This window comes from Pseudomonas sp. PGPPP1, assembly GCF_002255865.1.
Taxonomy (GTDB): Bacteria; Pseudomonadota; Gammaproteobacteria; order Pseudomonadales; family Pseudomonadaceae; genus Aquipseudomonas; species Aquipseudomonas cremoris.
This window is the reverse complement of record NZ_NKIG01000012.1, coordinates 22,560-35,202: the sequence shown is the minus strand read 5'-3', so window position 1 is coordinate 35,202 and position 12,643 is coordinate 22,560. Positions and strand designations below refer to the sequence as shown.

Annotated in this window: 12 protein-coding genes; 7 read left to right on the top strand and 5 right to left on the bottom strand. The window is 61.7% G+C overall.

Annotated features, from left to right (window positions below; all coding sequences use genetic code 11):
- The first annotated feature begins 11 nt into the window (after positions 1-11).
- Together CFE47_RS15055 and CFE47_RS15050 are read left to right on the top strand one after the other, a co-directional pair.
- Positions 12-785, top strand: a complete 774-nt coding sequence (locus CFE47_RS15055) for a transporter substrate-binding domain-containing protein (protein WP_286838146.1) — start codon at positions 12-14, stop codon at positions 783-785.
- Between the two features lie 50 nt (positions 786-835).
- Entirely contained in the window at positions 836-1,675 is an 840-nt protein-coding gene (locus CFE47_RS15050) for a cache domain-containing protein (protein ID WP_286838144.1), read from the top strand.
- 132 nt (positions 1,676-1,807) lie between these two features.
- Here the strand turns inward: CFE47_RS15050 and CFE47_RS15045 are convergent, their stop codons facing one another.
- Positions 1,808-3,262: an MDR family MFS transporter gene (locus CFE47_RS15045; RefSeq protein ID WP_233081541.1), complete on the bottom strand. Its 1,455-nt coding sequence runs from the start codon at positions 3,260-3,262 to the stop codon at positions 1,808-1,810.
- Between the two features lie 144 nt (positions 3,263-3,406).
- Positions 3,407-4,591, bottom strand: coding sequence for a 4-hydroxybenzoate 3-monooxygenase (pobA, locus tag CFE47_RS15040; protein ID WP_286838251.1), 1,185 nt, complete (start codon positions 4,589-4,591; stop codon positions 3,407-3,409).
- Positions 4,592-4,779: 188 nt separating this feature from the next.
- On the opposite strand from pobA, the gene CFE47_RS15035 reads away from it, so the two are divergent.
- Entirely contained in the window at positions 4,780-5,658 is an 879-nt protein-coding gene (locus tag CFE47_RS15035) for a helix-turn-helix domain-containing protein (RefSeq protein WP_286838143.1), read from the top strand.
- Here the strand turns inward: CFE47_RS15035 and CFE47_RS15030 are convergent.
- Together CFE47_RS15030 and CFE47_RS15025 are read right to left on the bottom strand one after the other, a co-directional pair.
- The gene (locus tag CFE47_RS15030) at positions 5,651-5,830 is read right to left on the bottom strand and encodes a hypothetical protein (RefSeq protein WP_286838140.1); all 180 of its coding nucleotides are present in this window, start codon (positions 5,828-5,830) and stop codon (positions 5,651-5,653) included. The two genes, CFE47_RS15035 and CFE47_RS15030, sit on opposite strands and share 8 nt — an antisense overlap.
- A 100-nt stretch (positions 5,831-5,930) precedes the next feature.
- Entirely contained in the window at positions 5,931-6,836 is a 906-nt protein-coding gene (locus tag CFE47_RS15025; protein WP_286838139.1) for a LysR family transcriptional regulator, read from the bottom strand.
- A gap of 105 nt (positions 6,837-6,941) precedes the next feature.
- Between CFE47_RS15025 and CFE47_RS15020 the strand changes: the two genes are divergently transcribed.
- Both CFE47_RS15020 and CFE47_RS15015 read left to right on the top strand, forming a co-directional pair.
- Positions 6,942-7,808, top strand: coding sequence for an MBL fold metallo-hydrolase (locus CFE47_RS15020; protein ID WP_286838137.1), 867 nt, complete (start codon positions 6,942-6,944; stop codon positions 7,806-7,808).
- Positions 7,809-7,841: 33 nt separating this feature from the next.
- The gene (locus CFE47_RS15015) at positions 7,842-8,456 is read left to right on the top strand and encodes an NAD(P)-dependent oxidoreductase (protein ID WP_286838135.1); all 615 of its coding nucleotides are present in this window, start codon (positions 7,842-7,844) and stop codon (positions 8,454-8,456) included.
- Between the two features lie 121 nt (positions 8,457-8,577).
- Here the strand turns inward: CFE47_RS15015 and CFE47_RS15010 are convergent, their stop codons facing one another.
- Entirely contained in the window at positions 8,578-9,450 is an 873-nt protein-coding gene (locus CFE47_RS15010) for a LysR substrate-binding domain-containing protein (RefSeq protein WP_286838133.1), read from the bottom strand.
- 110 nt (positions 9,451-9,560) lie between these two features.
- Here CFE47_RS15010 and CFE47_RS15005 point away from each other — a divergent pair, with 110 nt between their 5' ends.
- Together CFE47_RS15005 and CFE47_RS15000 are read left to right on the top strand one after the other, a co-directional pair.
- Positions 9,561-11,186 (top strand): 5-guanidino-2-oxopentanoate decarboxylase, encoded by a 1,626-nt coding sequence (locus CFE47_RS15005; RefSeq protein ID WP_286838130.1) that lies wholly within the window; start codon positions 9,561-9,563, stop codon positions 11,184-11,186.
- On the top strand, positions 11,183-12,640 hold the full coding sequence (locus CFE47_RS15000; RefSeq protein WP_286838128.1) for an aldehyde dehydrogenase family protein: 1,458 nt from the start codon (positions 11,183-11,185) through the stop codon (positions 12,638-12,640). The genes CFE47_RS15005 and CFE47_RS15000 overlap by 4 nt, the downstream gene beginning before the upstream one ends.
- Positions 12,641-12,643 lie beyond the last annotated feature (3 nt).

The window sequence follows — 12,643 nt, the reverse complement described above, 5'->3', positions numbered from 1 at the left end:
GACCCGACCGCATGAAAGCGCCTTTAGCCCTCTGTGTACTGGCAAGCCTGGCCACCAATGCCCTGGCCGACGCCGCCCCTTCGCGCCTCGACGCGGTGTTGCAGCGCGGCACCCTCACTGTCTGCACCACCGGCGACTACAAGCCTTACACCGCTTTAAAGGCCGATGGCAGTTATGAGGGGATTGACATCGCCATGGCCGAGTCCTTGGCCAAGAGCCTCAACGCGAAGATCCAATGGGTGCCTACCACGTGGAAAACCTTGATGCCGGACTTCCTGGCCCAACGCTGCGACATCGCCGTGGGCGGTATTTCGGTGTCGCTGGAACGCCAGAAAAAAGCCTTTTTCAGCCAGTCCCTCGGCGTCGACGGCAAGATCCCGCTGGTGCGCTGCCCCGATGTGAAGCGCTATCAGACCGTGGAGCAGATCAACCAGCCTCAGGTGCGCGTGATCGAACCGGCGGGCGGTACCAACGAAGTGTTTGCCCGCACCCACTTGGGCCAGGCGCAAATCCGCCTGCATGACAACGTGACCATCTTTGACGAGCTGCTGGCGGGCAAGGCCGACGTGATGATCACCGACGCCAGCGAAGCGCGTTACCAGCAGAAGCTCAAGCCTGGGCTGTGCGCGGTCAACCCTGAGCAGCAGATGCAGTACAGCGAAAAAGCGTTCCTGCTGCCTCGCGATGATGTGGCGTGGAAAAGCTACGTCGACCAGTGGTTGCACCTGAGCGTGGCCACCGGTGTTTACACCGGCATCGTCAATCAATGGTTGGCGGCGCCCTGAGCCACAGCGGTCTACGCTCTTGGCACACCAACAAGAACGAGGGACGGACCATGAAGGGAATGCTCCGAATCACCTGGCTGCTGCTGTTGTGTTTCAGCCAGGTGCACGCGGCCAGTACGCAGGAACAGGACGCCACGGCGGCCAAGGCTTTGCTGGAAAAAGCCTTGGCCTACTACCAGAGCAACGGCGACAAGGCGTTTGCCGCGTTCAGCCGCCAAGGCGAGTTTGTCGACCATGATCGTTACGTGTTCGTGGTCGATACCCAGGGCGTGCTGCTCGCCAGCGGTGGGCCCTCCTCGGCGTTGATCGGTCGCGATGTCAGCGAAGTGCTGGGGCCGGACCTGCGCCAGTCGTTCAAGGACGCACTCAAGGTGCCGCAAGGCCAGGGCATCCAGCAAGCCGACTACCGCTGGCAGAACTGGAACGACGGCAAGGTCGAGCGCAAGCATGTGTTTTATCAGCGCGTCGGCGAACGCATCCTCGCGGTGGGCTACTACCTGCCCCGGGCCACCCCGGAACAGGCACGGGCGCTGCGCAATAAAGCGGCGGATGCGCTGCTCAAGGATGAAGCGGGCACGCTCAAGGCGATCAACTCATTGCAAGGGGGCTTCCTGCAGGATGACCTGTATGTGTTTGTGGTGGACCTCGACACCCAGCGCTACGTGGCCCATGGCACCAACCTGCGGTTGATCAACACCGACTTCAGCACGATCAAGGACCCGGATGGCAAGCCGGTGGGTGAGCCGATTCTCAAGCTGATGGCCGAGCAGGACCAGGGTGAGTACAAGTACCGCTGGAAGAACCCGGTGACCGACAAGGTCGAGAACAAGCATGCGTACGTGCGCAAGGCCGGGCACTTCATGGTTGCGGTTGGCTACTACAGCCCCTGACCTGAATTGAAATGCAATTGACTGAGGGAGCTGGCTTGCCTGCGATGGCGGTGTATCAGTAGCAAATGTGCCAACTGAGAAACCGCCATCGCAGGCAAGCCGGCTCCCACATTGGGATCTCGAGCGTGTCAGTCAGCGTGCCTTATCTTCACGCCCACGCAACACCCGGTTCGGCATCGCAATTGCCGCCGCCAACCCCAGCAGTGACACCGCCGCACTCACCATCAACAAATGCCGGAACGTCACCGCCAACTCCCCCCGCAGTGCATCTTTCGCAGGACCGGGCGCGGCGTTGAGGCCATCGAGCAGCACGTTACCGGAACCGCCCTCGCCCACCAGCGCGCCGCTGGCCAGGTGCGAGAAACTCGAATCCTGCAACAGTGCCAACAGCAATGCCGACATGCACGCCACGCCCACCGCCCCACCGAGGGAGCGAAACAGATTGGTGGTGCTGGTGGCCACGCCGATGTCGCGTTGTTCCACCGAATTTTGCGAACCCACCAGTGACGTAGGAAATTGCAAACCTGCGGCGATCCCGCAGAGCAGCATGAACACGCCGGTCAGCAGCACCGCCTGGGGTGCACTGAACGCCATGCCCAGGATCGCCAGCGGGCTCAACAGTGCACCGCTGAGGATCATCGGTTTATAGCGTCCCGTCACCGACGTCATGCGCCCAGCCGAATACGCCCCAATCGGCAACCCAATGGCCAAGGGCAGCAGGTGCAAGGCGGCGCTGTCAGCACCGCCGCCGGTAACTGTCTGATAACGCAGAGGCATCAGTACCGTCAGGGAAATCGCCTGGAAACTGGTGAAAAACACCGTGCACCAGCACAGCACCGCACTGCGGTTGGCAAACAGATGCATCGGCAACAAAGGCTCACGTGCGCGGCGTTCGTGCCAGACAAACAGCGCCAATGCCACCAGCCCACAGGCCAGAAGGCCCAGCACTTGATCATCACGCCAATGATGCCCCTGGCCAATTTCAGTGATGCCCAACAGCAAGGCGGTCAGGCCGATAATCATCAACACCGTGCCGAGGTAATCGATCACCGGTTTGCGCTGCGGCACCGGCAGCCCCACCAGGGTGCGGTGGGCCACGTACCAGGCGCCGGCGCCCAAAGGCAGGTTGATCAGGAACACCCAGCGCCACGACAGGTACTCGGTCATATAACCGCCAAGCACCGGCCCGGCCACACTGGCCAGTGCGTACATGCCGCTGAAATAACCCTGGTAACGCCCGCGTTCACGGGGTGGGATGATGTCGCCGATGATCGCCTGGCTGACCGAGATCATCCCGCCCGCACCAACGCCCTGCAGCACCCGCGCCAGCACCAGTTGCTCCATGCTTTGCGCCATACCGCAGAACAACGACGCCACGGTGAACAGCCCCATGCCGATCAGCATCATCGGCCGACGCCCGTACAGGTCACCGAGCTTGCCGTAGATCGGCACCGCCACGGTCATCGCCACCATATAGCCAGAGATCACCCAGGCCAGCAGGTTGACGTCATGGAACTGGGCGGAAATGGCCGGCATGGACACCGCGACGATGGTCTGGTCCAGGGCGCCGAGGAAGATGGCCAGCATCAGCGCAGCGAGGATGCTGCGCACAGCAGGGACCGGTGGAGCGGGAGACTTGGGCAGATGATGTTCGGGCTGATTCACGATAAAACCTTCGAGCGGGGCCCGCAGGTACAGATGGCCCGCGGGAATGCTCGATACGATAGCAGGCTATTCAATAGCCTCGTAAGGAAGTCCTACGTAATTTTCGGCAATGGTCCTACGGCCTGCTTCGGAGTGGATGAAGTAATCGAGTTCACTCTCGGCAATGCGCTGGCTAAAACCATCCGCCTCCGGAAACTGGTGCAACATCGAGGTCATCCACCAGGAAAATCGCTCAGCCTTCCACACCCGGCGCAGGCAAATCGCTGAATAACGCTCCAACAACTCCACCCGCCCCTCGCGGTACACCTTGAGCAGGATGCGATACAGGGTGCTCACATCACTGGCTGCCAGGTTCAGGCCCTTGGCGCCCGTAGGCGGCACGATGTGCGCCGCGTCCCCGAGCAGGAACAGGCGCCCGTATTGCATCGGTTCCACCACGAAACTGCGCAGCGGCGCGATGTTTTTTTCGATCGAGGGACCGGTCACCAACTGCTCGGCCAGTTCGTTGGGCAGGCGGGTTTTCAGCTCGTCCCAGAAACGCTCGTCCGACCATTCATCCAGGGGTTCTTCCACCGGCACTTGCAGGTAATACCGGCTGCGGGTCGGCGAGCGCATGCTGCACAGCGCAAAGCCACGCGAGTGTTTGGCGTACACCAGCTCGGCGTGCACCGGCGGGGTGTCGGCGAGAATACCCAGCCAGCCAAAGGGGTAGACCCGTTCGAAAACTTCTAGGGATTCAGCAGGAATCGATTGGCGCGCCACGCCGTGGAAGCCGTCGCAACCGGCGATGTAGTCACACTCCAGGCGAAAGGCTTGGCCCTGATGCTCGAAGGTGAGCCAGGGTCGATCACTTTTCAGATCATGGGGCTGCACGTTGCGCGCTTCGTACAGGGTGGTGGCGCCGGCGGCAGCACGGGCGGCCATCAAGTCGCGGGTGACTTCGGTCTGACCGTAGATCATGACCGATTGGCCGCCGGTCAACGCCTTGAGATCGATGTGGGTGAGGCGACCGTTCAAGGCCAGTTCGAAGCCGTCATGCACCAGGCCTTCAGCATCCATGCGATGGCTGACGCCCGCTTCGCGCAGCAGGTTGACCATGCCTTGTTCCAACACCCCGGCGCGGATGCGGCCTTGCACGTAATCAGCGGTCTGGCGCTCAAGGATCAACGTCTCGATCCCGGCGTTGTGCAGCAGTTGGCCTAACAGCAGTCCCGATGGACCGGCGCCGATAATGGCGACTTGGGTTTTCAGCGTTTTCATTATTTTTATCGCCCGCAAGCTCCACCCGAACGGATAGGGTGAAAGAGTTGTCATTGGTCTTGTTGCTGACATTTTTCACTTGAGTGGCCGGCATAAGAAGGTGAAAACTGAGACAAAGCCTGCGCTTTTTGCCAATTGGGGCGATTACCGCACCACTCTCTGAGTATCGGATTGAAACCATGACCAAAACCGCGATTCCGGTCTTCAAGCTTTACGGGGAAAACCAGCAATGGCCCACCCCCGATTTGTTGCACTGTGAAACCATTTCCCGGCGGAGTCGGGAATACCAGTGGGAAATCCAACCCCACCGGCACGCGGATCTGTGCCAGTTGCTGTTCGTGTACAAAGGCCAGGCACAGTTGGAAATCGAAGGTCAGCGCACCACACTGCACGAGGCGACGCTGCAGGTATTGCCGCCGCTGTGCGTGCATGGTTTCCGGTTTTCCGAAGACGTTGAGGGTTATGTGGTGACCTTGTCGGCGCCGCTGGTCAGCCATTTGCAGGCGCAGCTGGGTTCGACCGTGGACGGCTTGCAGGCACTCGGCAGTTACCCGGCGGGCAAAGACAGCGACTACCTCAACAGCCAGTTTGCCCGCTTGCAGGCCGAATACGCCGATGAGCAACCGGCACGAGACATGATGATGCACGCGCTGGTCAGCGTGCTGTTGGTGTGGATCAGCCGCCAGGCCATCCAGCGTCGCCATCCACGCGCCCCGCGCGGGCGCGAGTATTTCCGACGCTTTACACAACTGGTGGAACAACATTACCGCGAACACCCCAAGATTGAGGATTTGGCCCACAAGCTGGGTATCTCGGTCTCACACCTGAACGGGACGTGTCGGGAACTGGGCGGGCAGCCCGCGTTGCAGATCATGCATGACCGCCAGTTGCTGGAAGCCAAGCGCCTGCTGACCTACACAGGCATGACCATCAATGAGATGTCGGAGGTTTTGGGTTTTTCCGACCCGACCAACTTCTCCCGTCTGTTTCGTCGACGGGTCGGGTTCTCGCCCAAGGCGTTTCGTGAGCAACTCAAGGCCGAACAGTCGGCTACCTGAGTGCGCTGAAACTGCCGGTACGGGGAACGCATTGGTCCTGATGGCAGCTGATCGCGAACGCCGTCGGCTGCAGACGTGTCTGTTCGACACGGTAGGCGGCAGTGCCGTACAGCGCAGTGGCCAAGGCGCTTAGGATGAAAATCATCAGGTACTTTCTAATTTTTAGAGTCATGGCACAGACCTCAGCACGGATCTAAACAGTGCTGTTTAAAGCATAGGTCAGACCCGGCGAGTTGCCATTATCGGACGACATTCAACCGCTTTATGTCGGCTCAAAGACCGACGTCCCACCCAGGCTCCTCCGGAAACCGCAGCACCAAAAAATCCAGCAGGCTGCGCAGTGCCGACGGCATGTGCTTGCGCGAGGCGTACACCGCGTAGATGTTCATCTGCCGAGGCTCTGCGTGAGGCAACAGGCGCACCAGTTCGCCACGGCGGATGTAATCGCCGGCCTGGTAGCTGGGCAGCATCGACACCCCTGCCCCGGCCAGGGTCACGCGCAATAAGGTACTGGCCTCGTTGGCCGTGATGTTGCCGTGCACGGGCACCGACACGTGTTCACCGTGTTCTTCGAAATGCCACAAGCTCTTGCCAAAGTAGGAGTGGGTCAGGCAATTGTGCCGAGCCAAGTCGTCGACTGTCTGGGGCGCCGCATGCTCCAGCAGGTAGGCCGGGGTAGCACACACCACGGAGCGACAGACGGTCAGCCGCCGGGCAATAAGGTTAGGGTCCAGGTCGCTGCTGGTGCGGATGGCCAGGTCGATGCGCTCATCCACCAGATTTACCGTGCGATCGAGCATTTGCAGGTCAACCGTCACCAGCGGGTAGCGCTTGACGTATTCGGCGATGGCCTCGGCCAATTGCGCCTGGCCGAACGAGGTGCTGACACTCAGGCGCAACAGGCCACGCGGTGCGTCATCCGGCTCGCTGACGGCGGCCTGCATGTCACCGCACAGCTCCAGCATCTGGCGGCAACGCGGCAGGGTTTCGCCGCCGGCGGCGGTGAGGCTGAGCTTGCGTGTGGTGCGGTGCAGCAAACGTGCGCCGACCCAGTCTTCCAGCTCGGCCAGATAGCGCGACACCACCGGGCGCGACAGGTCCAAATGGTCGGCAGCGGCAGACTGGCTGCCCAGGTCCACCACGGTGACAAACACGCGCATTGCTTGAAGACGGTCCATGATTTGCCCGATTTTAGAAACAAACTATGTCCCAGCATCGCATTTTTAGTTGTGTTTGGTGCAACTAAGCTCTGTGCATCCCTTAGCGATGGCAGGAGCTGCCCCATGTTTTCGACTTTCAAGCGCTTGACCCTGGCGACCGCCGCCCTGGCCTTCGCGGCCCATGCGGCAGCGGCCGACCTGAAATTGGACGTCTACAACCCTGGCGATGCCGCGATTTTCCCGGTCAGCTCGGTGCTGGTCAGCGGCGCCAAGGACGCGATACTGGTGGACGCACAATTCGGCAAGGGTCAAGCCGAGCAACTGGTCCAGAAGATCCGCGCCAGCGGCAAGCACCTCACCACCATCTACATCAGCCACGGCGACCCGGACTACTACTTCGGCCTCGACACCCTGACCGCCGCCTTCCCCGATGCAAAGGTGCTGGCACCGCAACCGGTGGTTGACCACATCAAAGCAACCGTGGCCGGCAAACTGGAGTTCTGGGGCCCGAAAATGGGCGCCGACAAGCCCGCCAAAACCATCGTGCCCGACGTGCTCGAAGGTCACAGCCTGACTCTGGAAGGCCAGCAGTTGGACGTGATCGGCCTGGACGGCCCGCAGCCGGATCGCACGTTTGTGTGGATCCCGTCGATCAAGGCCGTGGTCGGTGGCGTGGTCGTCTCGCAAAACATCCACCTGTGGATGGCCGACACCCAAAGCGCCCAATCCCATAAGGATTGGCTGGCTACACTGCAACGCATCCAGCAATTGAAACCGCGCACAGTCGTTCCAGGTCACTACCTGGGCACGCCCACCTTGGCCTCCGTGGCGTTCACTGCCGATTACATCAAGGCCTTTGATATCGAGACCGCCAAGGCCAAGGACTCCGCCGCCCTGATCGCGGCCATGAAAAAGCGTTACCCCACCCTCGCCGACGAAAGTTCGCTGGAACTGAGCGCCAAAGTCGCCAAGGGCGAAATGAAGTGGTGAATGGTTTTAAACCCTGACTAACTGGAGAACGTCATGAGCAAGATTGCAATCATTGGTGCCACCGGCCGTGCCGGTAGCCAACTGCTGGAAGAAGCGCTGCGTCGTGGGCATAGCGTTGTCGCTATCGCACGCAATACCGACAAGATCGCCGCACGCCCTGGCGTCACGGTCAAACAAGCCGACGCGCTGGATGCCGAGGCCCTGCAACACGCCGTCAGCGGCAGCGATGTGGTGATCAGTGCCGCGCACTTTGCCACCCTGCCCGCCAGCGCCGTGATCGGCCCGGTGAAAAAGGCCGGTGTGAAACGCTTGCTGGTGGTGGGCGGTGCGGGCTCGCTGTTGCTGCCAGATGGCAGTCGCGTAATCGACAGCCCCGGCTTTCCTGCCGAATACAAAGCCGAAGCCAGTGCGGGTGCTGAGTTTCTCAACGCATTGCGCCAGGAAAAGGAGCTGGACTGGACCTTCCTGTCGCCGTCGGCGGAATTTGTGGAAACCGAGCGCACCGGTAAATTCCGTGTGGGCCAGGATGATTTGCTGGTGAGCAGTGAAGGTCGCAGCTGGATCAGTTTTGCCGACTACGCCATCGCGCTGATCGATGAAGTTGAATCGCCAAAGCACCCGCGCCAGCGTTTCACCGTGGGCTACTGACACGACTCGGTAAAAACTGTGGGAGCGGGCTTGCTCGCGAAAGCGGTGTGTCAGATAAAGATTTACTGACTGATCCACCGCATTCGCGAGCAAGCCCGCTCCCACATTGGGTTCTTCGATTTCACGGCTGTTGTGCTTGGCTCACGAGCCAATTCATCAGAGCCTCAAGCTCTTGCGACGGCTGCGTCCCCGGCGGATACACCAAGTAATACCCCATCCCCGTCGGCACCCGCAGTTCAAACGGCATCACCAGCCGCCCCGCCTTCAAATCCTCGCCAATCAGCGCACTGTCGCCAATCGCCACGCCTGAACCCTGGGACGCCACCGTCATGGCCAGGTCCAGCGTTTCAAAATGATGTCCCTGGGCCAAATTGCCCAGCCGCGTATTCGCCGCCGCAAGCCACAACGCCCAGTCCCGCTCATCCCGCGTGGGGTGCAGCAGCACTTGTTGCTGCAAGTCCGCCGGGCTGGCCAAACCGTCGAGCAACGCCGGTGCGCAAACCGGTGTGAGTTGTTCATCAAACAAGTGCCGCGCTTCGGCCGATTGTTCAGCGATGGGCGCATAGATGACTGCGGCGTCGAATTGCTCGCGACGAAAATCCACGGTGTAGGCCACGGTGGTGGTGAGTTCCACCGGCACGTCCGGGCGCTCCTTTTGCCATTGCATCAAGCGTGGCAGCAGCCAGCGCATGACGCAGGTGGAGGCCTTGAGCTGCAGGGTCTGGCGGCGACTGCCGATCTGCTCCACCGCGTCACCGATCAGGCCGAAAACCTGTTGCGTACGTAGCGACCACTCGCGGCCTTCTTCGGTCAGGCTCAAGCCCCGTGCCTGACGATGGAAAAGCGCGTAGCCCAGGTGGCTTTCCAGCCCGGCAACCTGCCGGCTCACCGCGCCTTGGGTGATGTGCAATTGCTCGGCGGCGCGGGTGAAGTTGCAACACTGGGCAGTGACCCAGAAGGTGTGCAACGCAGGCAATGGAGGGAGGCGTTTCATAGGGCGCAGCCATGACGTGAGGACATGGCTAGTATGACTTTTTATCGATTGTTGCCGCTACCGGCCAGCCGGTCCAATACCGCCTCGAATCAATAACAAGAGCGACATCTATGGCGACCTGCGGCGAAGTATTGGTCAACCTCCTGGAAGGCTATGGCGTGGACCAGGTGTTTGGCATCCCCGGCGTGCACACCGTGGAGCTGTATCGCGGCCTGGCCCGTTCCAGCATCCGTCACGTCACCCCGCGCCATGAACAGGGCGCCGGCTTCATGGCCGACGGCTATGCGCGCACCAGCGGCAAGCCCGGCGTGTGCTTCATCATCACCGGCCCCGGCATGACCAATATCACCACGGCCATGGGCCAGGCCTATGCCGACTCGATCCCGATGCTGGTGATTTCCAGCGTGCAGTCGCGCAGCCAGTTGGGCGGCGGACGCGGCAAGCTGCATGAGCTGCCGAACCAGGGCGCGATGATGGCGGGTGTCGCGGCGTTCTCCCATACCTTGATGTCGGCGGCAGAATTGCCCGGCGTATTGGCGCGGGCGTTTGCGTTGTTCCAGGCCGGGCGGCCGCGCCCGGTGCATATCGAGATTCCACTGGATGTGCTGGTGGAAAACGCCGACGCGTTGCTGGGCAGTGAACCGGTCAGCGTGGCCCGTGCCGGCGCAGCACCGTCGGCGGTGAAGCAGATGAGCCAGTTGCTGGCGGCGGCCAAGCGGCCATTGATCCTGGCCGGTGGCGGCGCCATTGATGCGGCGCCTGAGTTGACTCGTCTTGCCGAAACCCTGGGGGCGCCAGTGGCGCTGACAATCAACGCCAAAGGCATGCTGCCCGGGGCTCACCCACTGCTGATCGGCTCGACCCAGACCCTGGTCGCCACTCGCGCCCTGGTGGCCGAAGCGGACGTGGTGCTGGCCATTGGCACCGAACTGGCGGAAACCGACTACGACGTGACTTTCGCCGGCGGTTTCGAGATTCCCGGCGCGTTGCTGCGCATCGATATCGACCCCGACCAGACAGTGCGCAACTACCCGCCGCACGTCGCCCTGGTGGCCGACGCGCAGATCGCTGCCGCCGCCCTCTTGGCCGAGTTTGAGAACACGCCATTACCGGCTCGCGATGCCAGTTGGGGCCCTCAACGCGTCGCCCGTTTGTGGGCCGAATTGACGCCTGCCTGGGACGCCGCCACCCGCGCGCAAACCCTGTTCCTCAACACCGTCCTGCAAGAACTGCCCGAGGCCGTGCTGGTGGGCGATTCCACCCAACCGGTGTACAGCGGCAACCTGACGCTGAACCCCGACCACCCGCGCCGTTGGTTCAACTCGTCCACCGGCTACGGCACCTTGGGCTACGCGCTGCCGGCCGCAATCGGCGCCTGGTTGGGGCGTGGTGACGGGCAGCCGGTGGTGTGCCTGATCGGCGACGGCGGGCTGCAATTCACCCTGCCGGAACTGGCCAGCGCCGTCGAAGCCCGCACACCGGTCATCGTGTTGTTGTGGAATAACCAGGGCTACGAAGAGATCAAGAAATACATGGTCAACCGCGCCATCGAACCGGTCGGCGTAGACATCTACACCCCAGACTTTATCGGGGTCGCCAAGGCACTCGGGTGCGCCGCCGAAAGCATCCAGGGCATCGAGCATTTGCGCAGTGCACTGCGGGCTGCGGCTGATCGCCAGGGGCCGACGCTAATTGAAATCGACCAGGGACTTTGGATGAAAGAGGTAGCGGCATGAGCACAGTATTGAACGGTGTGTATATCGATGGCACGTGGCGTGCGGGCCAGGCTGTACTGGACGTGATCAACCCGGCCACCGAGGCGACGTTGGCCCAGGTCAGCGTGGGCGATGCCGTGGCGGTGACGCTGGCCGTGGATGCAGCCAGCGCCGCGTTCGGCGACTGGTCAAAAAGCACCGGGCGCGATCGCGGCGCGCTGTTGCGCAAGGTCGCCCAGGGCGTCAGTGAACAACGCGAACAATTGATGCACGTGCAGTCGAGCAACAACGGCAAACCGCTGTTTGAAGCAGGCATTGACGTGGACGACGTAATCGCCACTTTCGAGTACTACGCCGGCATCGCCGAAGCGATGGACGCCAGCCAGGACCAGCCAGTGACGCTGCCCAGCGCGGACTTCAGCGCGCGCTTGCGTCGTGAGCCCTGCGGCGTGGTCGGGCTGATCGTGCCGTGGAATTTCCCGATGGTCACCACCGCCTGGAAACTCGCCCCGGCCCTCGCCGCCGGTTGCTGCGTGGTGCTCAAGCCCTCGGAAGTCACGCCGCTGGCCGAACTGCAGTTGGCACGCATCATTGCCGAGGCGGGTTTCCCTGCAGGTGTGTTCAACCTGGTGTGCGGCACTGGCTTGGCCGTGGGTGCACCGCTGGCGGCAGACCCTCGCGTGGCGAAGGTTTCCTTCACCGGCAGTAACGCCGTCGGCGTGCAGGTGATGCAACGCGCCGCCGAAACCATCAAGGGTGTGAGCCTGGAGTTGGGCGGTAAATCCTCGTTGTTGGTCATGGCCGATGCCGACCTTGATCTGGCAGTGGAACTGGCCTGCGGCGGTGGTTTCTTCAACGCGGGGCAGATGTGTTCCGCCACCAGTCGTGTGCTGGTGGCCGACAACCTGGCAGATGAATTCCTGCAACGGTTACAAGCGCGGGCGGAAAGTATTCGCGTCGCCGATCCGTTTGCCGACGATGTTGAGATGGGCGCGCTGATCAATCGTGCGCAGTACCAACGGGTGCTGGGTCATATCCAACGAGGCATCGATGACGGTGCACGGTTGTTGTGCGGCGGTGAGCGTCCGGCGGATTTGCCGAACGGCTTTTTCATTCGGCCAACGGTGTTTACCGACGTGCCGCTGGACAGCGCGTTGTGGAATGAAGAAATCTTCGGCCCGGTGTTGTGTGTCAGACGTTTTGCCACCGAGGACGAGGCAATCGCCCTGGCCAACGACAGTGATTTCGGTCTGGTGGCCAGCGTGGTCAGCGCCAACACCGAAACCGCCGAACGTGTGGCGAATGCGCTGCAGGCCGGGATGGTGTGGATCAACGCACCGCAGGTGATCTTCCCGCAGACCGCGTGGGGTGGTTACAAGCAGAGCAGCATTGGTCGTGAACTGGGGCCGTGGGGGTTGGCGGCGTTCCAGGAGATCAAGCACGTGATCCGTGCCCACCCAACACGCAATTTTTAGATA

Coding starts and splice junctions, on each gene's coding strand:
- CFE47_RS15025 (WP_286838139.1), bottom strand. CDS start 6,836: ATGGACCGTCTTCAAGCAATGCGCGTGTTTGTCACCGTGGTGGACCTG.
- CFE47_RS15030 (WP_286838140.1), bottom strand. CDS start 5,830: ATGACTCTAAAAATTAGAAAGTACCTGATGATTTTCATCCTAAGCGCC.
- CFE47_RS15010 (WP_286838133.1), bottom strand. CDS start 9,450: ATGAAACGCCTCCCTCCATTGCCTGCGTTGCACACCTTCTGGGTCACT.
- CFE47_RS15005 (WP_286838130.1), top strand. CDS start 9,561: ATGGCGACCTGCGGCGAAGTATTGGTCAACCTCCTGGAAGGCTATGGC.
- CFE47_RS15000 (WP_286838128.1), top strand. CDS start 11,183: ATGAGCACAGTATTGAACGGTGTGTATATCGATGGCACGTGGCGTGCG.
- CFE47_RS15020 (WP_286838137.1), top strand. CDS start 6,942: ATGTTTTCGACTTTCAAGCGCTTGACCCTGGCGACCGCCGCCCTGGCC.
- CFE47_RS15055 (WP_286838146.1), top strand. CDS start 12: ATGAAAGCGCCTTTAGCCCTCTGTGTACTGGCAAGCCTGGCCACCAAT.
- CFE47_RS15035 (WP_286838143.1), top strand. CDS start 4,780: ATGACCAAAACCGCGATTCCGGTCTTCAAGCTTTACGGGGAAAACCAG.
- CFE47_RS15050 (WP_286838144.1), top strand. CDS start 836: ATGAAGGGAATGCTCCGAATCACCTGGCTGCTGCTGTTGTGTTTCAGC.
- CFE47_RS15045 (WP_233081541.1), bottom strand. CDS start 3,262: ATGCTGGCCATCTTCCTCGGCGCCCTGGACCAGACCATCGTCGCGGTG.
- CFE47_RS15015 (WP_286838135.1), top strand. CDS start 7,842: ATGAGCAAGATTGCAATCATTGGTGCCACCGGCCGTGCCGGTAGCCAA.